28 protein-coding genes and 1 pseudogene are annotated in these 25,810 nt (G+C 31.1%); 14 read left to right on the forward strand and 15 right to left on the reverse strand.

What is annotated here, in order from left to right; genetic code table 11:
* Positions 1–218 precede the first annotated feature (218 nt).
* From lipA to JL193_RS15755, 5 genes are all read right to left on the reverse strand, one after another.
* Positions 219–1,088: a lipoyl synthase gene (lipA, locus tag JL193_RS15735; protein ID WP_207971676.1), complete on the reverse strand. Its 870-nt coding sequence runs from the start codon at positions 1,086–1,088 to the stop codon at positions 219–221.
* A gap of 271 nt (positions 1,089–1,359) precedes the next feature.
* On the reverse strand, positions 1,360–2,580 hold the full coding sequence (locus JL193_RS15740; protein WP_207971677.1) for an Nramp family divalent metal transporter: 1,221 nt from the start codon (positions 2,578–2,580) through the stop codon (positions 1,360–1,362).
* 126 nt (positions 2,581–2,706) lie between these two features.
* Positions 2,707–3,270 (reverse strand): RNA polymerase sigma factor, encoded by a 564-nt coding sequence (locus JL193_RS15745; protein ID WP_207971678.1) that lies wholly within the window; start codon positions 3,268–3,270, stop codon positions 2,707–2,709.
* The gene (locus JL193_RS15750; protein WP_207973505.1) at positions 3,261–4,367 is read right to left on the reverse strand and encodes a glycosyltransferase; all 1,107 of its coding nucleotides are present in this window, start codon (positions 4,365–4,367) and stop codon (positions 3,261–3,263) included. Before JL193_RS15750 ends, JL193_RS15745 begins: the two co-directional genes overlap by 10 nt.
* Positions 4,368–4,382: 15 nt before the next feature.
* Positions 4,383–4,586, reverse strand: coding sequence for a membrane or secreted protein (locus tag JL193_RS15755; RefSeq protein WP_207971679.1), 204 nt, complete (start codon positions 4,584–4,586; stop codon positions 4,383–4,385).
* Positions 4,587–4,801: 215 nt separating this feature from the next.
* Here JL193_RS15755 and JL193_RS15760 point away from each other — a divergent pair, with 215 nt between their 5' ends.
* From JL193_RS15760 to ettA, 11 genes are all read left to right on the forward strand, one after another.
* On the forward strand, positions 4,802–5,164 hold the full coding sequence (locus JL193_RS15760) for a DoxX family protein (protein WP_207971680.1): 363 nt from the start codon (positions 4,802–4,804) through the stop codon (positions 5,162–5,164).
* A complete protein-coding gene (locus tag JL193_RS15765; protein WP_207971681.1) occupies positions 5,154–5,549 on the forward strand; it encodes an OsmC family protein in 396 nt (131 codons plus the stop codon). The genes JL193_RS15760 and JL193_RS15765 overlap by 11 nt, the downstream gene beginning before the upstream one ends.
* 84 nt (positions 5,550–5,633) lie before the next feature.
* Positions 5,634–6,170: an NADPH-dependent FMN reductase gene (locus JL193_RS15770; protein ID WP_207971682.1), complete on the forward strand. Its 537-nt coding sequence runs from the start codon at positions 5,634–5,636 to the stop codon at positions 6,168–6,170.
* A gap of 3 nt (positions 6,171–6,173) precedes the next feature.
* The gene (locus JL193_RS15775; protein ID WP_207971683.1) at positions 6,174–6,422 is read left to right on the forward strand and encodes a glutaredoxin family protein; all 249 of its coding nucleotides are present in this window, start codon (positions 6,174–6,176) and stop codon (positions 6,420–6,422) included.
* A gap of 172 nt (positions 6,423–6,594) precedes the next feature.
* Entirely contained in the window at positions 6,595–7,032 is a 438-nt protein-coding gene (locus JL193_RS15780) for a MarR family winged helix-turn-helix transcriptional regulator (protein ID WP_207971684.1), read from the forward strand.
* Positions 7,033–7,135: 103 nt separating this feature from the next.
* Complete coding sequence (locus tag JL193_RS15785; RefSeq protein ID WP_207971685.1) at positions 7,136–8,005, forward strand: pirin family protein; 870 nt, start codon at positions 7,136–7,138, stop codon at positions 8,003–8,005.
* Positions 8,006–8,089: 84 nt separating this feature from the next.
* Complete coding sequence (locus JL193_RS15790; protein ID WP_207971686.1) at positions 8,090–8,797, forward strand: pirin family protein; 708 nt, start codon at positions 8,090–8,092, stop codon at positions 8,795–8,797.
* A 303-nt stretch (positions 8,798–9,100) separates the two neighbouring features.
* On the forward strand, positions 9,101–11,125 hold the full coding sequence (locus JL193_RS15795) for an NADPH-dependent 2,4-dienoyl-CoA reductase (protein WP_207971687.1): 2,025 nt from the start codon (positions 9,101–9,103) through the stop codon (positions 11,123–11,125).
* A gap of 38 nt (positions 11,126–11,163) precedes the next feature.
* Entirely contained in the window at positions 11,164–11,706 is a 543-nt protein-coding gene (locus JL193_RS15800; protein ID WP_207971688.1) for a hypothetical protein, read from the forward strand.
* Between the two features lie 361 nt (positions 11,707–12,067).
* Positions 12,068–12,250: a CAL67264 family membrane protein gene (locus JL193_RS15805; protein ID WP_207971689.1), complete on the forward strand. Its 183-nt coding sequence runs from the start codon at positions 12,068–12,070 to the stop codon at positions 12,248–12,250.
* Between the two features lie 48 nt (positions 12,251–12,298).
* The gene (gene ettA / locus JL193_RS15810) at positions 12,299–13,990 is read left to right on the forward strand and encodes an energy-dependent translational throttle protein EttA (RefSeq protein ID WP_207971690.1); all 1,692 of its coding nucleotides are present in this window, start codon (positions 12,299–12,301) and stop codon (positions 13,988–13,990) included.
* A 244-nt stretch (positions 13,991–14,234) separates the two neighbouring features.
* Here the strand turns inward: ettA and JL193_RS15815 are convergent, their stop codons facing one another.
* Positions 14,235–15,017 carry a zinc ribbon domain-containing protein gene (locus tag JL193_RS15815; protein ID WP_207971691.1) on the reverse strand — a complete coding sequence of 261 codons (783 nt, stop codon included), beginning with the start codon at positions 15,015–15,017 and terminating at the stop codon, positions 14,235–14,237.
* Positions 15,018–15,019: 2 nt separating this feature from the next.
* On the reverse strand, positions 15,020–16,114 hold the full coding sequence (locus JL193_RS15820) for a Nif3-like dinuclear metal center hexameric protein (protein WP_207971692.1): 1,095 nt from the start codon (positions 16,112–16,114) through the stop codon (positions 15,020–15,022).
* Between the two features lie 52 nt (positions 16,115–16,166).
* On the opposite strand from JL193_RS15820, the gene lpxK reads away from it, so the two are divergent.
* Together lpxK and JL193_RS15830 are read left to right on the forward strand one after the other, a co-directional pair.
* Complete coding sequence (gene lpxK, locus JL193_RS15825) at positions 16,167–17,192, forward strand: tetraacyldisaccharide 4'-kinase (protein WP_207971693.1); 1,026 nt, start codon at positions 16,167–16,169, stop codon at positions 17,190–17,192.
* A 91-nt stretch (positions 17,193–17,283) separates the two neighbouring features.
* Positions 17,284–17,778 carry a thioredoxin family protein gene (locus JL193_RS15830; protein ID WP_207971694.1) on the forward strand — a complete coding sequence of 165 codons (495 nt, stop codon included), beginning with the start codon at positions 17,284–17,286 and terminating at the stop codon, positions 17,776–17,778.
* Positions 17,779–18,157: 379 nt separating this feature from the next.
* Here JL193_RS15830 and JL193_RS15835 read toward each other — a convergent pair whose 3' ends face one another.
* The 5 genes and pseudogenes from JL193_RS15835 to JL193_RS15855 all read right to left on the reverse strand — a co-directional run bounded on the left by JL193_RS15835 (position 18,158) and on the right by JL193_RS15855 (position 22,879).
* Positions 18,158–19,258: an OmpA family protein gene (locus JL193_RS15835; RefSeq protein WP_207971695.1), complete on the reverse strand. Its 1,101-nt coding sequence runs from the start codon at positions 19,256–19,258 to the stop codon at positions 18,158–18,160.
* Between the two features lie 107 nt (positions 19,259–19,365).
* Positions 19,366–20,261 (reverse strand): annotated as a pseudogene (locus JL193_RS15840) (Ppx/GppA phosphatase family protein).
* An 11-nt stretch (positions 20,262–20,272) separates the two neighbouring features.
* Complete coding sequence (locus tag JL193_RS15845) at positions 20,273–20,761, reverse strand: SixA phosphatase family protein (RefSeq protein ID WP_207971696.1); 489 nt, start codon at positions 20,759–20,761, stop codon at positions 20,273–20,275.
* Positions 20,762–20,796: 35 nt separating this feature from the next.
* A complete protein-coding gene (pdxH, locus tag JL193_RS15850) occupies positions 20,797–21,444 on the reverse strand; it encodes a pyridoxamine 5'-phosphate oxidase (protein WP_207971697.1) in 648 nt (215 codons plus the stop codon).
* A 1-nt stretch (position 21,445) separates the two neighbouring features.
* Positions 21,446–22,879, reverse strand: coding sequence for a sodium:solute symporter (locus JL193_RS15855; RefSeq protein ID WP_207971698.1), 1,434 nt, complete (start codon positions 22,877–22,879; stop codon positions 21,446–21,448).
* A 98-nt stretch (positions 22,880–22,977) separates the two neighbouring features.
* Between JL193_RS15855 and recR the strand changes: the two genes are divergently transcribed.
* A complete protein-coding gene (gene recR / locus JL193_RS15860) occupies positions 22,978–23,595 on the forward strand; it encodes a recombination mediator RecR (protein WP_207971699.1) in 618 nt (205 codons plus the stop codon).
* A 141-nt stretch (positions 23,596–23,736) separates the two neighbouring features.
* On the opposite strand, the gene JL193_RS15865 is transcribed toward recR, so the two are convergent.
* The 3 genes from JL193_RS15865 to hemH form a co-directional block, all read right to left on the reverse strand.
* Positions 23,737–24,312 (reverse strand): CopD family protein, encoded by a 576-nt coding sequence (locus JL193_RS15865; RefSeq protein WP_207971700.1) that lies wholly within the window; start codon positions 24,310–24,312, stop codon positions 23,737–23,739.
* Positions 24,313–24,490: 178 nt separating this feature from the next.
* A complete protein-coding gene (locus JL193_RS15870; protein ID WP_207971701.1) occupies positions 24,491–24,745 on the reverse strand; it encodes a hypothetical protein in 255 nt (84 codons plus the stop codon).
* A 38-nt stretch (positions 24,746–24,783) separates the two neighbouring features.
* Positions 24,784–25,800, reverse strand: a complete 1,017-nt coding sequence (gene hemH / locus JL193_RS15875; protein ID WP_207971702.1) for a ferrochelatase — start codon at positions 25,798–25,800, stop codon at positions 24,784–24,786.
* Positions 25,801–25,810: the final 10 nt, after the last annotated feature.

Raw genomic sequence — 25,810 nt, forward strand, 5'->3', positions numbered from 1 at the left:
CAATCGATTTGCTATTTATATGAAAAGTTTTATACTATAAATGACGTTCGTGTTTAGAAACTACAAATATTAAAAAACCATCTTGCAAGAGATGGTTTTTTAACTAACTAATTCAAATAACTTACACCAAAAGAGGTTTACTACGTCTCTTCAAATTATACTTTACAATCTGTGTGCCAAAAACTATTTGAACGAATGTTTTTTGATTTTTTTAACAATTATACAGCATGTTTGTGCGCTTTGTAAGAAGAACGCACCAAAGCACCACTTTCTACATACATAAAGCCCATTTCTAAACCTAAGGTTTCGTATTTTTTAAATTGCTCTGGAGTTATAAATTCTTTTACAGGCAAATGGTTTTTTGTAGGTTGTAAATATTGCCCAATCGTAATAACATCGCAATTTACTTCACGCAAATCTTTCATGGTTTGTATTACTTCTTCTTCGGTTTCGCCCAAACCTAACATTAAACCTGTTTTAGTTCTCATTCCGTTTTCTTTTAAATATTTTAAAACAGCCAAACTTCTATCGTATTTTGCCTGAATACGAACTTCGCGTGTTAGCCTTCTAACGGTTTCCATATTATGAGAGACCACTTCCGGATGCACTTCTATAATTCTATCTATCTGTTTTGTATTCCCTTGAAAATCTGGAATTAACGTTTCTAAAGTGGTATTCGGGTTTGCTCTACGAATCGCCTCTACAGTTTCTGCCCAAATAATAGAACCACCATCTTTCAAGTCGTCTCTATCTACAGAAGTTATTACAGCGTGTTTTATGCTCATAATTTTTATAGAACGTGCCACTTTTTCTGGCTCATCCCATTCTACAGTTTCTGGTCTTCCTGTTTTTACACCGCAAAAACCACAAGAACGGGTACAAATGTTTCCAAGAATCATAAAGGTTGCAGTTCCTTCTCCCCAACATTCGCCCATGTTAGGGCAACTTCCACTTGTGCAAATGGTGTTGAGTTTGTATTTATCGACCAAACCTCTTAAGTCTGTATATTTTTTACCCACAGGTAATTTTACACGCAACCATTTTGGTTTTTTAGGTCTTTCAGGAAGAATTACAGAGTTTACAGCCATTTTCGTTCTTTATTAGACTGCAAAGATACGAAGTAAAAAACAGAAAAGAAAAGTTAAAAGTTACAGTATTCTGCAAGTTTTCTTTTCCAATGATACGTTTTTTCTAAGGAAATAATTTTAGCTTTCTTTTCTTGTTCGAATAAGTTTTCTGAAGCTAAAATTTCTTTTTTTTTAAACTCTATTTTTTTTAATAATATTGAATTTTAAAATCACTGTTTTTAATATCATCTGCCAATTTTTCAACTAATGGGTATAAACATAAACAAATATTTTACATATTTATTAAAAACCAAATACTAAAACCCACTAAAAATACTATGCCAACAATACTTAAAATTTTTAAATAGATATTGGGTTGATGTTTTTTAGGGGTGTGTTTTCCTGTGATTAAAAGGTAGTTTAAAATTGCATAAAAAGGGGCTGTTAAAAAAGATAAAATAGTGGCAACTTTTACCAAAAGTCCCATATTATCCATAAAGTATTTTAAGATTAAAAAAGTGCCCACAAAAAGAAAAACAATCCAAAACCAATAGCCATATTTTAACTCTTTATTAAATAATAGTTTTGTAGTTCTATTCATGGCTCTTGGAGAAGCATCTAAAGTAGTAATTGTGGTACTAAACATGGTTGTAAAGGCTGCAATTGCAATAAAAATATAAGAGAAATCGCCTAAATTTTTGGTGTATAAATTTATTAGTTGCGAGGCAAAAATACTTCCTTTATCCGAAAAAGTTTCTCCAGATTTGTACATTACCAACGCACCTAAAAGCACAAAACAAATTCCTAAAAAAAGAGTGCCAATATAGCCAATGTTAAAATCGAAAATGGCATCTTTTGGTTTTGTTTTTAAAACAGTTGTTTTGTCTTTTTCTACAGACCAAATAGAATGCCAAATGGAAATGTCTAAAGGTGCAGGCATCCAACCTAAAAAAGCAATTAAAAATGTAATTTCTACAGTTCCTGAAGGTAAAATTTGTGTAACATCAAAAGCTTCTTTGGTGCTAAAAAGTGCAACTAAAACTGCAATTACAGTGCTAATTGTTAAGATAACAATAATGTATTTCATTGCATTGTCTAACAATTTATATTTGCCAACCACTAAAAATATTAAACTTATAAATAGTAAAATAATCGACCATAAAACCAAATCGTTGGTAACTCCAAATAATTGCGATGCTAAAGCAGCAGTAACAATCGTTACAGCAGCTTGAATGGTAAACATTGTTGCGAAATTAATAATGTAATAAGCAACTAAAACAGCTTTTCCTAATTTTCTGTAACCATCTAATAAAGTTTCTCCTGTTGCTGCTGCATAACGTGGCCCAAATTGAAAAAATGGATATTTAAAAAGATGTACCAATAACAAAGCCCATAAAAGTCCAAAACCAAATTCTGCACCCGCTTTTGTAGATTGCACTAAATGAGAAACCCCAATTGCAGCGCCTGCAAATAATAAGCCTGGTCCTATAGATTGTAAGAAAGATTTTTTCATCCGAATAATGTAATTACGTCATAAATAATACCTTTAATACCCTTTCTTGTTTGAAATTACCCAAATAAAACATCCTTTTTTCTTTTCTATTTCATTATAAAAAGAGTTTAAAAGAAATCTTTCTAATTAAGATTCTTTAATAATTGCTGCCAACAACTTTTTAGCACGCAAAAGCTTTACTTTTACGTTGTTCATGGGTTCGTTAATTTGCTTAGAGATTTCTTTGTAACTTAGCTCTTGAAAGTAACGTAACTGAATTACTTCTTGGTATTTAGGTTTTAATTGTTTAATATCTTTTAACAATTTTGCTAAATTTTGTTCTCGAATAATTTTGTCTTCTGGAGTAGGATTTTCATCCGCCACCAAATAAATTTTATCTTCTTGTTCTTGGGTCGTTTCTACAGAGATAGAACTATTTTGTTTGCGAAGTAAATCGATATGCACATTTTTAGAAATGGCAATTAACCATGTTTTAAAAACATATTGGTCGTTAAAAGTGTCGATTTTATCAAATGCTTTAGAAAAAGTTTGTATGGCAATATCTTCTGCATCATTCTCGCTTTTAGTACGTTTTAATTGATAATTATAAACATCTCCCCAAAAAGAATCTAACAGAAAACGAAATGCAGCTTGATTGCCTTTTTTCGCTTTCTTAATATTTTGTTCAATTTTTGTACTGTCTATTTCCAATGATTGGGTTTTGAAATCAAATTAGTGATAAATATACTAAATTGAAAGAATAATAACCCAATTTCTAAAAAAGGTAGCAAAAAAATAATTTGAGGTTCTTTTAATTTTTTTGCTGAAAAACCAACCACTAAAAACTGAATTAAGTAATAGCCTATTACAATTGGTAAAATAATTTTCCAAGGATGGTAAAAAAATAAAGTAATGGCTAAAACCAAAAACAAAACCTTAGATACAAAAAACAGTCCTAAAAAAAACTGATGTTTAAATTTGTAATGCTTTGCAGTAGAAATATGCCTTCTTTTTTGATGAAACCATTTTTTAAAAGATTTTGGAGATTTCGAAATCGTAAAACTATTTTCTGTTGTACAAATAACAGTGTTTTCTTTATTTGCGGCGTCTTTTATAAATAAATCGTCATCACCAGATTTAATGTGCATATGGTTTATAAAACCTTTTACATTAAAGAATTCGGCTTTTTCGTATGCTAAATTTCTACCAACACCCATGTAAGGAGAACCCAATTTTGCATAACTAAAATATTGAATGGCAGTTAGTAAAGTTTCGAAACGCACAAATAAATTCACCAAACTTTTATTTTTTTCATATTTTCCATACCCCAAAATAATCGATTTTTCTGAAGTAAAATTCTTACTCATTTCTGCAATCCAACTTTTAGAAACAGGCTTACAATCTGCATCAGTAAATAGTAAATGTTCGTTTTTAGTGGCTTTAATACCCAAGGTTAATGCGTACTTTTTGTTCCCCCAAAAAGCTTCAATATTTTCTACAGAAATTATTTTAATGTTGGCATGTTTTGTTTTAAAAGCTTCCATAACTTCTTGTGTTTCGTCGGAAGAAGCATCGTTTATAAGAACAATTTCAAAATCTGAATAATTTTGTTCAATAATAAAAGGAAGAAATTTTTGTAGATTTTTAGCTTCATTTTTAGCACAAATAACTACAGAAATTGGTATTTCTTTTGCAATTTTCTTTGATTGTTTCTCATCAGCAAATAAAAAAGAAGTAAAAAATAGGTAGTATGCGATTTGTATGCCTGCAAAAACTACAAAAGCGTAGAAAAGTACAGGTAAAATCATCAATACAAAAAGGGTTTAGTTATGTTGAGGTTCAGAACAATTTTCGAACTGATCTGGTGTTTTTCCACAAAAACCACAAGCTTCACCTTCTTGATTTAACATTGGGTTTTGACTGGCACAGGTACCTGCAAATTTACCGTCTTTTTTTGCCCAAATTTTTATAGCAATTCCAACAACAGCAAGTGCTAATAAACCTAAAGTGATAAAAAATAATTTCATAAAATAGAATTGTTGCACAAAGATACAAATAATAATGTTTTGTAAGAATTGTATATTATTAAAAAAAATCATCATTTTTTTTTAGAGTAATTTCAAACAAGAAAAGGTATTCGTTTTACAATTAAAACAAATGCATAATATTCCATAGAATTATTTTCCTTGGAAAATATATATTTATTTTGTAACTTTGCACTCAATTTAAAAACCAAACTCAAATGAAAACCAACAAAATTGTATATTATATAAGTACAGGGTTACTCACTTTAGTAATGCTTTTTTCTGTTAGCATGTATCTTTTTAATAATGCTCAAATTCAGCAAGCATTTACAAGTTTAGGGTACCCAACTTACATCGTTTATCCATTAGCACTTGCTAAAATTTTAGGATTAATTGCCATTTGGTTTGTCGCGAACAAATCAATAAAAGAATGGGCGTATGCAGGGTTCTTTTTCAATTTTGTTTTGGCATTTTTTGCTCATTATATGGTTTCTGATGGCGGACATATGACAGCATTGATAGCAATTATATTATTAGTAGTTTCTTATATATTCAGTAAAAAAATAAACAATGGCAAATAACACAACATCAAAAGTAGTTTTAACCAATAAAAACTATTTGGCAGAAGCAAAAATGAGAAATCATTTTGCTGTAATAGACGAGCCAGTAAATGCTGGTGGAGATGATAATGGTCCAACTCCAGTAGAATATTTGTTAACGGCAATTGGTAGTTGTGTTTCCATTACTTTGCGAATGTATGCAGAAAGAAAAGGTTGGGATGTTGGCGAAATAACCGTAAACGTTTCGCAAATAAAAGACGAAAATGGTACTCATTTAAGTGAAGAAATTTCTTTTTCGAAAGAAATAAATGAAGAACAAAGAAAACGTTTGCTAGTAATTGCTGGCAAATGCCCAGTCGCAAAAATGGTAAAGGGAGAAACAAAAATAGTTAGCAGTATTCAGTAGGCAGTATTCAGTAGGCAGTTTGCAGTTTGCAGTTTGTAGCCAATAGGCGATACACATTTAAACAATTATATAAAATTTTAAAAAATGAAAAAGATATTAGCATTTGCAGGTAGTACAAGTTCAACCTCAATTAATAAAAAGTTAGTAACATTTACAGCAGAAAGTTTAGAGAAAACGGCTTTCGATATCATAGATTTAAGAGATTTTTCTGTACCTATGTTTAGCGAAGATGAAGAAAAAGAAAATGGTTTTCCTAAAGATATTACCAAACTATCTAATTTGTTAGATAATTACGACGGTTTTATTTTATCATTAGCAGAACACAATGGTTCTTACGCAGCAGCTTTTAAAAATATTTTTGATTGGTGTTCGAGAATAAATAACAATGTTTTTAGAGAAAAACCACTATTATTAATGGCAACTTCTCCAGGAGGTATGGGAGGCAAATTTGTTTTGGCAGCAGCAGAACAACGTTTTCCAAGACATGCAGCTAAAGAATTGGTTACCTTTTCTTTGCCTAATTTTTCTGATAATTTTAAAGAAGGTAAAATAATAAATAACGAATATTTAGCATTATTAACGCAACAAATAGAGCAGTTCGAAAATTTAGTACATAATTAAAATATGAAGATAACTTTATACGGAAAACAAGGGCATGCATACACAGTTGCATTTAAGAATTTTCTGAATTCTACAGGTGTTTCTTACGTTTACAAAGATATTTTAAAAGATGTAGCCGCAAGAGAACATAGTAAAGAATTGTACAATGGAGTAGCAAAATTTCCAACATTATTTGTAGATGATGCTGTGTATTTAACCCCCACAACAGAAGAGTTTAATAAAATTATGCAAGACTTAAAGTTAAGAGCATAATCGTTCGAGGTTTAGAGTTTAAAATTTAAAGTTTCCACTATTGTGAGTTCGTTAGATTCAACATTTTTTTAATTTTAAATATTGAACTCTGAACCCTGAACTCTGAACTCTGAACTCTGAACTCTGAACTATGTAATCTAAACTCTGAACTAAGAACATTGAACACAAAAATATGGGCGATATTTCTAAAGACATACAATCGAATTTTAAAGACGAAAAAACAAAGGCGTTAATTAACATAAAATACACCGCAAATTGGCTAAATAGTAAAGAAAACGATTTTTTTAAACCTTATGGAATTTCGCCACAACAATTTAATATTTTACGAATTTTAAGAGGTGCAAAGAAAGAAATTAAGGTTCAGGTTATAAAAGATAGAATGATCGAACGTGCACCAAATGCAACACGTTTAATGGATAAATTGTGTGAGAAAAACCTTATAGAAAGAATTCGCTGCGAACACGATCGAAGAGTAGTGTATGTAAAAATTACTCAAGAAGGTTTAGCGTTACTTTCTAAAATAGATGTAAATAAAAACCTTTCCTTTTTAGAAAACTTAACAGAGAAAGAAGCCAATCAATTAAGTAATTTATTAGACAAAATTCGATAAAAAAAATTGCAAAATTATTTTCCTTGGAAAATAATTAAATTTTAGACTCTTCTTGTTTTTAAAAATTAAAAGATTTTTTTGTCGAGAAAATAAATTAGAAATTATGAAAACACAAAAAACAATTCAACATAAAGTTACAAGTCCGTTGGTAAATATGGGGCCAATAAAATTACGTCAGCCTTTACCAACAAAGGGAATTGAAAATGTAGATCCGTTTTTGCTATTACATCATTATGGTCCTTATGCGATTTCAGAATTTAACAATCCGTTCGATTTAGGTCCACATCCGCACAGAGGTTTCGAACCCATTACCTTGCTTTTTAAAGGCGAACAATTGCACAGAGATTCTTTGGGAAATGAAATGGTGGTAAAAGCAGGTGGTGTTCAATGGACAACTGCCGGACGTGGAATTATTCATGCAGAAGCACCAACAAAAGACTTTGTAAAAAAAGGGGGCGAGTTAGAAGGCATTCAATTATGGTTGAATTTACCCGCGAAAGATAAAATGATGCCACCAAATTATCAACATTTAGAAGACGAGCAAATTCCAAAAGTATTTTCTGAAGATAAAAAAGTACAGTTAAATATCATTGCAGGAACTCAATCATATGAAAAAGGTTTGGTTAAAACGCAAACAAAAGTAAATGTTTTTACGGCAATTGCCCAAGAAAACGGGCAAATGGAAATAGAACTTCCAGAAAAGCATCAATCTTTAATTTATTTGTTAGAAGGAGAAATTTTGGTAAACGATTCAGAAACTTTACAAAAAGGAGCAAACCAAATGATTACTTTCAATCAAGATGGAAATTTTATTCAATTTACAGCAAAAAAAGAGAGTACTTTGTTAATTCTTTCAGGAGCCCCTATTAAAGAGAAAGTTACCCAATATGGCCCTTATGTAATGAATACGCAGACTGAAATTTTAGAAGCAATGCGCGATTTTCAACAAGGCAAAATGGGGTATTTGTATTAATCTACTATAAAATGTCATTTCGAGCGCAGTCGAGAAATCTTGAAACCTTTCAATTGCACTCAAGGTGGCAAAAAAATAAAAATTATGAAAAAAATAATTCACAAAGCAATAACAAGAGGCGAAGCAAATCATGGTTGGTTAAAATCATATCATACATTTAGTTTTGCCAGTTACCAAAATCCAGAAAGAATGAATTTTGGAATGCTACGCGTTTTAAATGACGATGTTGTACAGCCAAAAATGGGATTTGGAACACATCCACATAAAAACATGGAAATTATTTCCATACCCATTTCTGGGGTACTTTCTCACAAAGATTCTATGGATAATAAACGTGCTATAGAAGTAGGCGAAGTGCAGGTAATGAGTGCTGGAACTGGGTTAACACATTCCGAATTTAATGATTCTAAAACAGATGCTGTTAACTTTCTGCAGCTTTGGATTATCCCAGAAACAGAAAATGTAACACCAAATTACGAGCAAAAGCGATTTTCTGAAGCTGGAAGAAAAAATAAATTTCAAACATTGGTTTCGCCAAAAGACAAACAAGTAGAAGGTTCTTTGCCAATAAATCAGCAAGGTTATATTTACATGATAGATTTAGAGGATGGTTTTGCAACAACATATAGTCTAAAAAATGGCGCTTATTTTTTCCTGATAGAAGGCGAAGTTCAAATCGCAAACGAAACAATTAATAGAAGAGATGCTATCGGAATTTCAGAAACGAATAAAGTCGCAATAAAAGCTTTAGAACAGAGTAAATTATTAGTGATAGATGTTCCAATGATGTAATTTTTTTAATAATCCTGCAAGGTTTCAAAAAAAACTTGTAGGTATAAAAATCATATTCCTAAAAGACTTCAAAAATCTGGTAGATATAAAAAAAGTTTCCCAATGCAGAAACAAGGAGCTTAGTCTTCTTGCTAAAAAAAGCCAAAGAATCAATTTCTTTGGCTTTTTCTTTTCAAAAAATAAACATATCTTGCAAAGTGTTATGCATGCATAATAAATTAACAAAGATTTCTTACGTTTTTATCATAAGATTTCAATTTAAAACTGTTGTTCTCTCAGAAAAAAGAATCTAATTCCAATATTATGAAATATAAGCACATTTTCGAACCCTTAGATTTAGGATTTACTATCTTAAAAAATAGAATTTTAATGGGGTCTATGCATACAGGTTTAGAGGAAGAAAAAAATGGAATAGAAAGAATCGCAGCTTACTACGCAGAACGTGCAAAAGGTGGAGTAGGTTTAATAGTTACTGGAGGAATAGCACCAAGCATACAAGGTTGGACAGCCCCTTTTTCTGCAAGAATGTCCACAAAGAAACATGCAAAACAGCATCAAAAAATAACAGAAGCAGTACACAAAGAAGGAGGAAAGATTTGTATGCAAATTTTGCATGCAGGACGTTATGGATATCATCCTTTTAATGTAGCGCCATCAAAAATAAAATCGCCAATAACACCGTTTAAACCCTTCAAATTATCAGAATCTGGAATCAAAAGAACCATTCGCGATTTTGTAAATTCTGCAAAACTTTCTAAACTAGCAGGTTACGATGGTGTAGAAATTATGGGTTCAGAAGGGTATTTAATCAATCAATTTATAGTAAAAAGAACCAATAAAAGAACTGATGCTTGGGGTGGAGAATATAAAAACAGAATGCGTTTACCTATTGAACTGGTAAAACAAACAAGAGCAGCTGTGGGTAAAGATTTTATTATTATTTACAGATTGTCGATGTTAGATTTGGTAGAGAATGGAAGTTCATGGGAAGAAGTGGTTCAACTAGGAAAAGAAATTGAAAAAGCTGGAGCAACCATAATAAATACAGGAATTGGATGGCACGAAGCAAGAATACCAACCATTTCTACAGCTGTTCCAAGAGGTGCTTTTACATGGGTTACTAAAAAAATGAAAGAAGAAATTTCAATTCCGTTAATTACTTCTAACAGAATAAACATGCCAGAAACAGCCGAAAAAATTCTTGCGGAAGGCCATGCAGATATGATTTCTATGGCAAGACCATTTTTGGCAGATCCAGAGTGGGTACATAAAGCCAAGGAAGAAAGAACAGACGAAATAAATACGTGTATAGGTTGTAATCAGGCGTGTTTAGACCATGTTTTCGAACAAAAAGTAGCCAGTTGTTTGGTAAATCCAAGAGCTTGTCACGAAACCGAATTGAACTATAATCCAACTAAAAATAAAAAGAAAATAGCCGTAATAGGAGCAGGACCAGCAGGTTTGGCTGCCGCAACAATTTCTGCAGAAAGAGGGCATATGGTAACCTTGTTTGATGCCGATAAAGAAGTTGGAGGGCAATTTAACATCGCAAAACAAATTCCGGGAAAAGAAGAATTTTATGAGACATTGCGTTATTTTAAAAAACAAATAGAACTGCATGATGTAACCTTAAAATTAAATACCAGAGTTTCTGTGGAAGATTTACAATCATCTAACTTCGATGAAATCGTTATCGCTACAGGAATAAAACCAAGGCAATTAAAAATAGAAGGAATAAAGCATCCAAAAGTATTGAGCTATTTAGACGTTTTAAAACATAAAAAAACCGTAGGAAAACGTGTAGCTGTTATTGGAGCAGGAGGTATTGGTTTCGATGTCTCTGAATATTTATCGCACGAAGGCGAATCTACATCACAAAATATAAATGCCTGGTTAAAAGAATGGGGTATTGATAAAACCTTAGAGGCAAGAGCTGGAATTGAAGGTGTTAGGCCAGAATACCATCCATCTCCAAGAGAAATTTTTATGTTTAAAAGAAGTAAGGGCAAATTTGGTGGAAATTTAGGAAAAACCACAGGTTGGATTCATCGATCGACTTTAAAGAAAAAAAAGGTGCAATTTATTGGAGAAGTACAATACACAAAAATTAGCGATCAAGGTTTACATTACATTCAAAATGAAGAAAATAAAATTTTAGAAGTAGATCATATCGTTATTTGTGCTGGGCAAATTCCGTTTAAAGAACTGTATCAACCTTTATTAGACGCAGGAAAAAGTGTTCATGTAATTGGTGGTGCAGATTTTGCAAGCGAACTAGATGCGAAGAGAGCCATAAATCAAGGAGCAAGATTGGCTGCTAAATTGTAATCTTTTCTTATTTTTGAACAAAATTAAAATTTTTTATAATGAAAAAGATATTATTATTGTGTGTATTGGTTCAATCTGCATTCGGATTTTCTCAAGAAGAACCAGAATTTCAAAAATACAACGCTAAAAATGCAGCCAGTATTTTTTACTATAATTTTTCTGAAGTACCAGAAAAGATAAAGGTAAAAGATCCAGTAATAGAAAATAAAACAATTACTTCTCTTAAAAGTTATAACAATAAAATAAAAAAAATTTCCTTTTTAAATTCAACAAAACTTCAAGAATTAGAGTTAACGATTAATTCTTTAGGAAAACAGTTGTACTCGAATAGAGATTTAGCAGAAAAAATAACCAAAAAAATTCAATTGGTTATTTTACCCATTAGAGACAGTGTAGCTGCTTATGAAGAAACCTTAAATAGCGATTTAAAAAGTTTCTTATCAAAAAGACAGTTTAAAAAATGGTTAAAATATCAAAGAGGAGAAAAAAGAAAACTACTACCAGAAAGACCAAAAAGCAATAGAAACACAGCGCCATCTATAAATAGAAGAAATAGAGGATTAGGAGGTAGAAGATTTTAATTTTTTTACTTTTATTGCAAAATACTCTATCACTTTTAGTACCCTTAAAATCTAAAAAAAAATAAGTTTTTTTTAGGTTCATTAATTACCTAAGCAATTTGTTTAGTCGTTGGGTTTTGCGTTAAAATTGTCATTCCCGTGAAAACGAGAATTTAAATACAGCATTTTGGTTTTTAACCTAAATTAAACCAATGAAATACTTCTATGGTTCTGCCCCAAAAATCGGTTGGTTTTAAGAAATTTTTTATTTTGATATTATTTCATAGTAAATATATGTATTTTGCTATTTTTCAAGTTGAACAAACAAAATAATTTAGCGATATTTGTCGGTAAACTAATTATTAACGAACAGGAAAGAATTATGGGAATGAATAAAAATACAGTGCTTGCTTGGGCAACTTTTATTATGATTTTAGTAGGATTGGCTTTAATCGCTTTAGGGGCGTTTAGGTACGATGATGTTGCAGGTTGGGGGTTTGGAGCAGTAGGTATTGGCTTCTTTGCAGTAGCTTGGGTTTTTAATGCACTAAAAGGAAGAGTTTAAAAAAAAATAAAATCTATAGTAGCAGTTTTCAATAAAAAAATATAAAAAATGAGCGACGACAAAAAAGTAATTTTTTCGATGAACAAGGTTTCTAAAACCTACCAATCTACAGGAAAACAAGTGTTAAAAGACATTTATTTAAGTTTTTTCTATGGGGCAAAAATTGGAATTTTAGGTTTAAATGGATCAGGAAAATCGACCTTATTAAAAATAATTGCAGGAGTAGAAAAGAATTTTCAAGGAGATGTTACTTTTTCTCCAGGATATAAAGTGGGGTATTTAGAACAAGAACCACAACTAGATCCAGAAAAAACAGTTTTAGAAGTTGTAAAAGAAGGAGTTGCAGAAACGGTTGCTATTTTAGATGAATACAACAAAATAAACGACATGTTTGGTTTAGAAGAAGTGTATTCAGATGCAGATAAGATGGAAAAACTAATGGCGCAACAGGCAGATCTTCAAGATAAAATAGATGCTGCAAACGCGTGGGAATTAGACACCAAATTAGAAATCGCAATGGATGCCTTAAGAACACCAGATTCCGATAAGAAAATAGCAGTACTTTCTGGTGGAGAAAAAAGACGTGTTGCACTTTGTAGATTGTTATTACAAGAACCAGAAATTTTATTATTAGACGAACCAACAAACCACTTAGATGCAGAATCTGTACATTGGTTAGAGCATCATTTAGCGCAATACAAAGGAACTGTAATTGCAGTTACGCACGATAGATATTTCTTAGACAACGTTGCAGGTTGGATTTTAGAATTAGACCGAGGAGAAGGCATTCCTTGGAAAGGAAATTACTCTTCTTGGTTAGACCAGAAATCGCAAAGAATGGCACAAGAAAGCAAAACAGCTTCTAAACGTCAAAAAACCTTAGAACGAGAGTTAGAATGGGTTCGTCAAGGTGCAAAAGGCCGTCAAACAAAGCAAAAAGCGCGTTTAAAGAACTACGATAAATTAATGAGTCAAGACCAAAAACAGGTTGACGAAAAACTAGAAATTTATATTCCTAATGGACCACGTTTAGGAACCAATGTTATAGAAGCCTCAGGAGTTTCTAAAGCATATGGAGATAAATTGCTATACGAAAACCTAGAGTTTAATTTGCCACAGGCAGGAATTGTAGGTATTATTGGGCCTAATGGAGCTGGTAAAACCACTATTTTTAGAATGATTATGGGAGAAGAAACTCCAGATACAGGTGAATTTAAAGTAGGTGAAACTGCAAAAATTGCTTATGTAGATCAAGATCATTCAGACATAAACCCAGAGAAAACCATTTGGGAAAACTTTTCTGATGGCCAAGATTTGGTAATGATGGGAGGTAAGCAAGTAAACTCTCGTGCATATTTAAGCCGATTTAATTTTTCTGGAAGCGAGCAAAATAAAAAAGTAGCCACTTTATCTGGTGGAGAAAGAAACCGTTTGCACTTAGCGATGACTTTAAAGGAAGAAGGAAACGTACTTTTATTAGATGAACCAACCAACGATTTAGATGTAAATACATTAAGAGCACTAGAAGAAGGTTTAGAAAATTTTGCGGGTTGTGCAGTTGTAATTAGTCACGATAGATGGTTTTTAGATAGAGTTTGTACACATATTTTAGCGTTTGAAGGAGACTCTCAAGTGTACTTTTTTGAAGGTTCTTTCTCTGATTACGAAGAAAATAAGAAAAAACGTTTGGGAGGAGATTTAATGCCAAAACGAATTAAGTATAAAAAGTTAATTCGATAGAAATAAGTTTTAAAAAAAAGCTGTCTCAAAAAAGTATTAAAATTTGTCATTTCGATCGTTGTGGAGAAATCTTATTCATTAAATTTCAGAACTTTAGATTTTTCGATAACTACGTTAGCTACTTTCAATCAAAATATATTTTGATCGAAAGTAGTGCTCAAAACGATAATTAAATTTACTTTTGAGACAGCTTCTTTGAAATTTTATTTGAAACAAAATTATAGACAGTGTCTAAAGAAAATTCTTAGACAGTTTCAGAAAATAATTTATCCATTTTTTCTTTTTCTTCTTTCGCCAAAGCAGTATCTACTAAGATGCGTCCACTGTGCTCGTCTATTGTAATTTTTTTTCTATTTGCAATTTCTAATTGGACCTGTGGTGGTATGGTAAAGTAAGAACCTCCAGAAGCTCCACGTTCAATAGCAACAACAGCCAAGCCATTTTTTACTTTCGTTCTAATTCTCTTATAAGCATTAAATAAATGCTCATCTAAAGATTTAGAAAATTCTTCCGATTTTTCTATTAAAAACTTTTCTTCTTTTTCTGTTTCTTTTAAGATAGCATCAAGCTCTGCTTTTTTATGACCTAAATGCTGTTCTTGTTTTGCTAATTTCTCTTTAGTTGCATCAATTATTTCGTTTTTCTGAGCAATTTTAGCTTTGTATTCGTTAATTCTTTTTTCTGCCAATTGAATTTCTAAGTCTTGGTATTCAATTTCTTTAGATAAAGAGTCAAACTCTCTATTATTTCTCACATTTTTTTGTTGCTCTTCGTATTTTTTCATCAACGCTTTAGAGTCTTCAATCGCCTGTTTTTTATTGTTGATTTCTGTCTCTAAATTTGCAGTATCTTCTGCTAAGTTAGAAATACGTTTATTTAATCCGGCAACTTCATCTTCTAAATCTTCCACCTCTAAAGGTAATTCACCTCTAACGTTTCTAATTTCGTCAATTCTAGAGTCTATTAATTGTAAATCATACAATGCTCTTAACTTTTGTTCAACCGAAACTTCTTTCTTCTTTGCCATGTTTATATGTAATAAATAGGATTTGTACTTTTTTCTGATAAAATGATTGCAAAATTAGTGAATTTTTTCGTAAGATAATCAACCAAAAGGTTTTTTGTAAACTGTTCGCTTTCATAATGCCCAATATCGGCTAATAAAATTTGGTTTTCAGCCTTAAAAAAATCGTGATATTTAAAGTCTGCACTCACATAAGCGTCTGCACCAGCTTTTTTAGCATTAGAAATAGCAAAACTTCCAGAGCCACCTAAAACGGCTACTTTTTTAATTTTTTTATTGATAAAATTAGAATGTCTTACACAATCTGTTTTCATGGTTTGTTTTAAAAACTGTAAAAAAACTTTTTCTTCTATTTCTAAAGGAAGTTCGCCAATCATTCCCATTCCAATATTTTGGTGTACATTTTCGGTCGTTGTTATTTCGTATGCAATTTCTTCGTAAGGATGATTTTTTTGTAGTGCATTTAGAATCTTACTTTCATTTTTACTTTCAAAAACAATACTAATTTTTGTTTCTTTTTCGCTGTGTAATTTTCCTTTTTCTCCAACTACTGGATTCGAACTTTCATTTCCTCTGTAAGTTCCAATACCTTCTGTATTAAAAGAACATTGGTCGTAATTGCCAATATTTCCTGCGCCAGCGTTAAACAGCGCTGTTCTTAAAGTTGAAGCATTGTTTGAAGGAATATAAGTGGTTAATTTTTTTATAATTCCTTTTTTAGGCATTAAAATTTTAGTGTTTGTAAGTCCTAAAACTTCACACATTTTTGCTGAAACTCCGTTTTTAGAGTTGTCTAAAGCTGTATGGGTAGCATAAATTGCAATATCATTTTTAATGGCTTTTAAAACCACTTTTTCTACATACGAATTGCCGTTAAATTTTTTCATTCCTTCAAAAATAATGGGATGAAAACTAACAATTAAGTTACAATTCTTGGCAATTGCTTCTTCTACAGTTTGCTCTAAAGTGTCTAAGGTTACTAAGATTCCAGAAACTTCTAAATCGTAATTTCCAACCAGCAAACCAACATTGTCAAAATCTTCGGCATATTGCAAAGGTGCTAACTTTTCTAAATAATTGGTAACTTCTTTTATCTTCATTTGATTACTTTTCTAAATTCAAAGTTAACATTTTTAATGTATTTTTACGGAGATGAAATTACTTAGATTTTTATTGTTTCCATTTGCCATTATTTACGACATCGTTACTAGAATTCGTAATTATTTTTTTGATGTTGGCGTTTTTAAAGAAACTTCATTTAAAATTCCAGTTATTGTTGTTGGTAATTTAAGTGTTGGTGGAACAGGCAAAACGCCACAAATAGAATATTTAATAAGATTGTTAAAAAAGAACTATAAAATAGGAGTTTTAAGTAGAGGTTATAAACGCAAAACAAAAGGTTATGTATTGTTAAAAAACACACATGTTGCAGAAGATGTTGGAGACGAACCTTTGCAGTATTTTAATAAATTTAAAAATATAAAAGTTGCTGTAGATGCAAATAGGGTAGCAGGTATTGGTCGTTTAATTGCAGAAAATAATGCAGAAGTTATTTTGTTAGATGATGCCTACCAGCATAGAAAAGTAAAAGGAAGTTTTTATATTTTACTCACAAAATATAAAGATTTGTTTGTAGATGATTTTCTGCTTCCAACGGGTAATTTAAGAGAAAGTAAAAAAGGTGCAGAAAGAGCAGACGTTATTCTGGTTACAAAATGTCCGAATAATTTAAGTTCTAAAGAACAAGAAACTATCAAAAAAAAATTGAGTGTTTATTGTAAAAAAGTTTTTTTTACTACGATTAAGTATGCAAACTCACTTTCTGGGAGCACTTCTATTTCTATGGAAGAATTAAAAGATTACGAAGTTTTATTAATTACAGGAATTGCCAATCCTACACCCTTACGAGCTTATTTAAAAAGTGAAGGAATTCGTTTTCAGCATTTAAAATTTCAAGACCATCATTATTTTTCGAACCAAGAAATTAAAGACATTCAACAACGAATTAACGAAATACCTTCCACCAAAAAAATAATTCTTACAACAGAAAAAGATTATGTTCGTTTGATGTATAAAATCGATAAAGTTGCTTATTTATCGATTGAAACTTTATTTTTAGAAAAAAAAGAACCTGTATTTAACAACCTAATAACCAGCCATATTCAAGAATTTAAATAATTTTTACAGTTTATTTTCTTTAATAATCTACCGTTTTTTTATTTTGGAATTATTTTTGATACTTTTGATAAAAATACCAAAATCATTAAAAATGAGATATTTATTTCTTTTATTTGTTTCTTTAGTTGTTACAAATAGTTTTGCACAAATTGATATTGATTTAGACCCAATTGAAGTAGATTCTTTAAACGTAGAAGAAGTGCCTTTTTTAAATTGGGAAAACTCCTTTAAAAGTGCCTTAAAAAAATCTAAAAAAGAGAAAAAACCGGTTTTAATATATTTTACTGGGTCAGATTGGTGTGGTCCTTGTAAAGTTTTAGATAAAAAATTGTTTCATACAGAAAAATTTAAAGGATTAGCAGATAAAGACTTAATTTTATACGAAGCAGATCTTCCTAGAAATACAGATTTGCTTGCACCAGATAAACTACAGGTTAATAGCGATTTGAAACGAAAATATAAGGTAAAGTCTTTTCCAACTTTAGTAATGGTAAATCATAAAGGAAGAATAATTGGTTATAAAAAAGGACTTATTCTTACAGAATATTATTATCCCTTTTTACAAGCTGTTATAGAAAATTATTAAACAGAGGCTGTCTCTAAAGTATTAAAATTTGTCATTTCGACTGTAGTGAAGAAATCTTATTTATTGAATTTCAGTATTTTATATTTTCGATAACTTTGTTAGCTACTTTCAATCAAAATATATTTTGATTTTAGTAATGCTAAAAATAACAGTTAAATTTGCTTTTGTAACTGCCTTTTTTTGTTTCAAATAAAAAATATTATTTTCTTTTACCATAATTTCAAACAAGAAATGGTATAATTTTTATATCGAACTTAGATTCATAAACTTTTAATGCTCAATTAGATTACAATTCGTAAACATTTTCCCAAATATAAAGCAAAAAAACCGAAGGCAAAGCTTCGGTTTTCTTAATAATTAAGAACGGTTGGTTATTTAATTATTTCTGATTAATAACTCTAAATGTAGTTCTTCTGTTTGCTCTATGTTCTGCTTCTGTACAAGAAACACCATCTGCACATCTATTTGTTAATCTTCTTTCTCCAAAACCGTTTCCAGTTAATTGGCTAGGATTTACTCCTTTGGAAATTAAATAATTAGTTACTGCTTGTGCTCTTCTTTCAGATAAATCTTGGTTGCTTTCTTTTGTTCCTCGAGAATCTGTATGAGACTCAATGGCTACAGCAACTCCATCTTTTAAGATTGGTAATAATCTAGAGTCAATAATTCTTTTTGCACCACTTGTTAAAGTTGCACTACCTAAGTTCCATGTAATTGGTAATGGAGTGTTGTTTACTAATTCACACTCAACTTCTTTCCAAGTAGTTAACCCTCCTTTATTTACCAATACTTCTTTAGTAACTGTTTTGTATTTTGCAGGAACAGTAACTTCTTCTTTCCAAGCATCTTTAACTAACACAGTTTTTGTAATGTTTCCATAAACAGCAGGAATTTCTACAGTTCTTGTAGTTGGTGGGGTAACCATTACTCTTTTTGTGTACGTTTTTTCGTATCCAGGAACAGGAGTAGAAGTTGTAGATGCATCTCTGTCTAAAACCGTTAATGGCACAGTTACAAATTGTGCAGGAACTGGCTTATAACACCAATATCTACAGTCGTTAGGATCGCTAGACTCACAATCTGGAGCTTTTTCGCTCATTTCCCAGTTTGCAGAAGCCGCTTTTGTTTCAATTACTTTAGAATCTGGATTAAAAGTAGCTTTTATAACACTTAACTTGTTTGCATCTTCTTTAGCAGTATAAGTAACCGTTTTTGTTTCCCAAACAGCAGGTACAATTACTAATTTTTGCCCAGCTTCTTTTACTAATACTCTTTCTGTAACAGTTTTGTATTGTGCAGGGTAAGTAACAATTTTTTTGTAAGCAGGTGCTACTTCTATAGTAACATCTTCATTTTTCCAAACTTCAGGGGTTTTACAACGTACATAACATTTTCCTGGTTCTGGGTTTTCTGGCAAATCTTGTCCAAATGCAACTGCACCTAACATTAAAAAAGTTGCACTAAGTAAAATTTTCTTCATAATTAAATAGTTTTTGATTTCTTGTATTGTTTTGACACACTAAAAATTTAGAAGTCACGATAAAGATATTAAAAATATTTAAAAATGTTAAATAAAAGTTAAAAACTTTACAATTTATTAAAATATAAGCTTTTTATAATTCCATCTGAAAGGCCAATTTTTGGGACATAGATTTTTCTTGAACCGCTCCATTTCATTGCAGATAAGTAAATTTTTGTAGCTGGTATTATAACGTCTGCCCTATCTGGATTTAAACTTAACTCCGAAATTCTTTCTTCGTAAGACATATTTTTTAAAAATTGATATTGAGCATTTAAGTAAATATAAGAAATAGGTTTGCCTTCTGTTCGCCCAGACATTTTAAAGAGTTTATTTATATTTCCTCCAGAACCTATTAAAGAAATTCTTTTTAAGTCTTTGGTATTTTTTTAATCCACTTTTCTACGTTGGCAAAAATTTCTTTGTTAACCGCTTTTTTATTGTTTAATAAACGAACGGTTCCCATTTTAAAAGATTTAGAAGTAATAATTCTTCCTTTAGAAAAAAGTGTAAATTCTGTACTACCTCCACCAACATCTACATATAGGTAAGAATTATCTCCTTGTATTAGTTGATTTAAGTCTGTCGAAGAAATAATAGCTGCTTCTTCTTTACCTCCAATAATATCTATTTGCACTCCTGTTTCTGTAAGAATTATTTCTGCAACTTTTTTTCCATTTGCAGCTTCTCGCATTGCAGATGTAGCACAGGCTTTGTAGCGTTCTACACCATTAACTTTCATTAATAATTTAAAAGCTTCCATGGCGTTTATCATTCTTGTGATATTTGCATCACTAATATTACCACTCACAAAAGCATCTGCTCCTAAACGAATAGGAACACGCACTAAAGAAGATTTTTTAAACTGAGGTTCTTTATCTTCGGAAACAATAACGTTCGAAATTAGCAAACGAATCGCATTAGAACCAATATCTATTGCTCCAAATTTTTTTATTTCTAACAAATTAACTTTATTTATTTATGATTTTTAGGAAATTCGACCATAAAGGTTTTTCCTTTTCTAATATTTTTCCAATGTTTTTCTTTAAATTGAATGCCAACAATGCCACAAGTAGTAACATGTGCAATGGGTGTATTGCCAAATTTATTTACAAAGGTATTAATTCCATGATCGTGACTAAAGATAATTGCAGAGTTAAAAGCATCGTCTAAAGCATTAACTGTTTTTACCAAATAACCGTCGCTAAAACTGTACAATTGTCTTTTTATTTGAAGATTTGCATGTGGGTAACTTAAGTTTTCACAAAAAATTACTGCTGTGTGCAATGCTCTATTAGCACTGCTTGATATAAAAACATCTGGTTTATCTACCGTTTTTGCTAAAAAGTTAGACATTAAATGTGCGTCTTTTATACCACGTTTTTTTAGAGGCCTGTCAATATCTTCTATTCCAGAATATTCCCAAGAAGATTTTGCATGTCTAACAATATATAATGTTTTCATTTATAATTTAATTGTTAAAATGTAAATATAAAAATTTATGGTGCCAATCTTTCTAATTTCCAAGAAAAATCTTCTTGCAGCGAATATCTAATTCTATCGTGCATTCTATTGGGTCTTCCTTGCCAAAATTCTATGGAGATTGGTTTTACCAAATAACCGCCCCAATGTTTAGGTCTTGGAATTTCTTTTCCATTAAATTTTTTTTCTAATGAAATTAAGTTTTCTTCTAACTCTTTTCTTGACGAAACAACAGCGCTTTGGTTAGATGCCCAAGCACCTAGTTTGCTTCCATCGGGTCTCGATTCGAAATAACCGTCAGATAAATTTTCTGCTTGTTTTTCTGCTTTTCCTTTGATAATAATTTGTTGCTCTAAAGCTGGCCAGAAAAAAGACAAACATATGTTGTTATTTGCTTCAATTGCTTTTCCTTTTTCTGAAGTGTAATTTGTGTAGAAAATAAAACCTTCCCAAGTAAATTTTTTCAATAAAACGACTCTACTTTTTGGAAAACCATCTTTTCCAATTGTAGAAATTGTCATTGCATTGGTTTCTTCTACAGATTCCGATTCTTCTGCATTTCGAAACCAAGTCTGGAATAATTCCATCGGGTTTTCTGGGCAATTACTTTCTAAAAGCTCTTGCTTTTCGTACGATTTTCGATAGTTGCTTAAATCTTTTTGCATGTTATTTTCTTTGAAACAAATATAAACCAACAAAAGTTAAAAAACCATTTAATACCAATACAAAAAAGCCGAAATCGAAGCCTAGTTTTTCTTTGCTATAAGAACTAATAGTATAAGTAAGAATTGGCGCAATAATACAAATTGCTGGTACTATTTTGTCTTTTACGTTTAATTTTGTAAACAAACCGAAAGCATATAAACCTAATAAAGGACCGTAAGTGTAGCCAGCGAATGTAAATATTTTTGCAATTACACTGGCATCTGCAATAAAATACTTAAAAATTAAAATGACAGCAATTAGTAAAAAAGAGAAAAAAACATGAATTCTTTTTCTTATTTTTTCTTGTTCTTTTTTGTTTTTCTTTTTATCAATTTCTAAAATATCAATACTAAAAGAGGTGGTTAATGAGGTTAAAGCAGAATCTGCACTTGAATATGCAGCCGCAATTAAACCTAATAAAAAGAACATTGCAGTAGCCAAACCTAAACTTCCTTTGGTGGCAATGATCGGAAAAAGTTGGTCTTTATGTGCATCAATGCCATTTTTTTGTGCGTAATCTGTTAGTAAAACTCCTAGTGCTAAAAAGAAAAAGTTTACAATTACCAAAACAATTGTAAACCAAAACATGTTTTTTTGGGCATCTTTTAAGTTTCTACAAGTTAAGTTTTTTTGCATCATGTCTTGGTCTAAGCCTGTCATAACAACTGCAATAAAAGCTCCTGCTAAAAACTGTTTCCAGAAATAATTTCCGGCATTAAGGTCTTCAAAAAAGAAAGTTTTAGAGAGTTTGTTATCAGCAACATAAGAAAAGATATTGCTAATTTGCATTTCATTTGAAATTGTGTAAATACAAACCCCCACAGCAATTAGCATAAATAATGTTTGTAAAGTATCTGTCCAAACAATGGTTTTAATGCCTCCTTTAAAGGTGTACAACCAAATTAGCAAAATGGTAATGGAAACAGTTACCCAAAATGGAACTCCATATGCATCGAATAAAATAACTTGTAACACATTTGCAACTAAAAACAGTCTAAAAGCGGCACCAATTGTTCGAGAAAGTAAGAAAAAAGAGGCGCCCGTTTTATAAGAATATTCACCAAAACGATCTTGTAAATAGGTGTAAATTGAAGTTAAATTTAGTTTGTAATAGAGTGGTAGTAACACCAAACCAATTACAGCATAACCAACCACATAACCTAAAACCATTTGAAAATAACTCATACTTTGGGCTTCTACCCAACCAGGTACCGAAATAAAAGTAACTCCAGAAAGTGAAGCACCAATCATACCAAAAGCAACCAAATACCAAGGTGAAGAATTATTTGCTTTAAAAAATGTTTTATTATCTGCGGATTTTCCTGTGATGTAAGAAATAAATATCAAAACAGAAAAATAGGCAATTATTAAAAGTACAATATAAATTGGTTGCATTATTAAATAATTTTTTTGTGATACGAATATATGTTTTTTAGAAGTCTTTTTTCTTTTTTCTTGATTCTTTTCTCTTTAATCAGTTAAATTTGCAAACTATGGATTTTTCATCAAAATTATTAGAAAACGCTGTAAATGAAGTGTCTCGTTTGCCAGGAATTGGTAAAAGAACAGCATTGCGTTTGGTTTTACATTTGTTAAAACAACCAACAGACCATACAAAATATTTGTCTGAAGCTTTGTTGCATTTAAGAAACGATGTAAAAACATGCGAAAAATGCCATAATATCTCAGATACACAATTGTGCGATATTTGTAATAACCCAAAAAGAAAACCAGAAATTGTTTGTGTGGTGGAAGATATTAGAGATGTAATGGCAATTGAAAGTACGGCTCAATTTAACGGACTCTACCATGTTTTAGGCGGAAAAATTTCTCCTATTGAAGGAATTGGACCACAAAATTTACAAATAGAATCGTTAATACATAAAATCGAAAAGGGTGAAATAAAAGAATTAATTTTTGCGTTAAGTTCTACTATGGAAGGAGATACCACTAATTTCTATATTTTTAAACAAATCGAAAAATATAAAATTATAACATCAACCATTGCAAGAGGAATTTCTGTGGGAGATGAATTGGAATATGCAGATGAGGTTACTTTAGGAAGATCTATTGTAAATAGAATTCCTTTCGAGCAAAGTATTAGAAGTTAAAAATTGGTATTCAATTTTCAGTGGCAGTTTTCAGTCGTTTGCTCAATTAAAAGTAAGATTTGTAAATTCTTTAATTTATGTCTTGCAAAGTTGTAAAGGCGCAAAGTTTTTTGATTTATTACTAAGACTGAAAACGACCAACTATTCCTCTTCCAAAACCTCTTTTTCTGCTTTTTCCCAAGATTTTTTTTCGCGAATTCTTTTGTAGAGTTTAATTCCTAACATCATTAAAATACCAAAAAGAATAATTCCTACAACGCCCCAAATCCAATTTATGGCACTTTTTACAGTTACTAAAAAAACAACTGCAAATAAGATAATGGTAGAAATTTCGTTAAACATTCGTAATTTAAATGCCGAATATTTTACGATATCTTTTTGAAGTTTGCTATAAATATTCTGACAAAAACCATGATAAAAATACAAAGCCAAAACGAATGCCAATTTAACCAGCATCCAAGATTCGGTTATGTAAGACGGATTTTGATATAACATCCAAAAACCGAAAATACTAGCCAAAATTGCAGACGGCCACGTAATAATATACCAAAGCCTTTTGCTCATTAACTTATACTGCGTTTGTAAAATGCTTTTTGCAGGTTCTAATTTATTTTCAGCTTCTGTTTGGTAAATAAACAAACGAACAATGTAAAATAATCCTGCAAACCAGGTTACAATAAAAATAATGTGTAGTGCTTTTATATATAGAAAATCCATAATTTATAATTTTAGTTTCAAAGTTTCAAAGTTTCAAAGTTGTTTTCGATACAATTTCGATGAAAAATCGAAATCACTCGAACTGACAGTGTGCAAACTGCGACTGCCAACTGCAGACAGAGATTTCGACAAGCTCAGCCTGACATTTGTTATATTAATTGTGTTTAGATCTTGATAATCAAATTTGATATTCTAAAGTTGAAAACTGCGACTTCAACTGAAAGTTGCTAATATTTCTCGTAAATTTGTAAAAACGTAAAGATTTTAATTTTTTTACTGCCACTGCTACTGCTACTGCTACTGCTACTGCTACTGCTACTGCTACTGCTACTGCCACTGCTACTGCCACTGCTACTGCCACTGCTACTGCCACTGCTACTGCCACTGCTACTGCCACTGCTACTGCCACTGCTACTGCCACTGCTACTGCCACTGCGACTGCTACTGAAAACTGCGACTGCTAACTGAATATTACTGATTTTCCCAATCTTTAATCCACGAAACCATAACATCTACCCAGTCTTCGTTGTCGTTTAGACAAGGTATGTGTTTGTAATCTGTTCCGCCGAATTTTAAGAACTCTTCTTTACCTTCCATCGCAATTTCTTCTAAAGTTTCTAAACAATCTGCCACAAAAGCAGGGGTAATAACGGCTAATTTTTTCTTCCCTTCTGAAGGAAATTTCTCTAACTCAAAATCTGTATAAGGTTTTAGCCAAGGATCTTTTAATAATCGAGATTGAAAAGAATTGCTATAAGTACCTTCTTTTAAATTTAAGAATTTTGCAACTTCTTTGGTTGTTTCGAAACATTGGTGCCTATAACATGTATGGTGTGCTACAGAATTACGTTCGCAACAAGAACCATCTAATTTACAATGGCTATTAGTTGGATCCGATTTTTTAATATGCCTTTCTGGAATTCCATGATAAGAAAACAAGATGTGGTCGTAATCGAAACCATTTAAATGGTTTGCAATGTTATTGCTCATCGCTTTTATATAATCGGGCTTATTATAAAAAGGTGGCAAAACATCTAACTTTACGTTCGGATATTTTTCTGCCAAAATTTCTTCAGCCTTAACAACTACAGTTTCGTAAGAAGACATTGCATAATGAGGGTATAAAGGCACTAAAAAGATTTCAGTTACGCCTTTGTCAACCAAATTTTTAATTCCTTTTTCCATAGACATGGATCCATAACGCATGGCCAATTCTACAGGAATAGCTACTTTTTGTTTTACTTTTTCAGTAAATCTTTCTGAAATTACAACCAAAGGAGAACCTTCATCCCACCAAATTTTTTTGTAGGCAGCTGCCGATTTTTTAGGACGAAAATTTAAAATAATACCTTTTATTAATGCGTAACGTTTCCAATACGGAATGTCAATTACACGTTCGTCCATTAAAAATTCTTCTAAATATTTTTTAACGTCTTTGGTTTCTGTTGAATCTGGTGATCCTAAATTGTTTAATAATATTCCTTTCATTTTTATGCTG

This window comes from Polaribacter batillariae (genome assembly GCF_017498485.1).
GTDB lineage: Bacteria > Bacteroidota > Bacteroidia > Flavobacteriales > Flavobacteriaceae > Polaribacter > Polaribacter batillariae.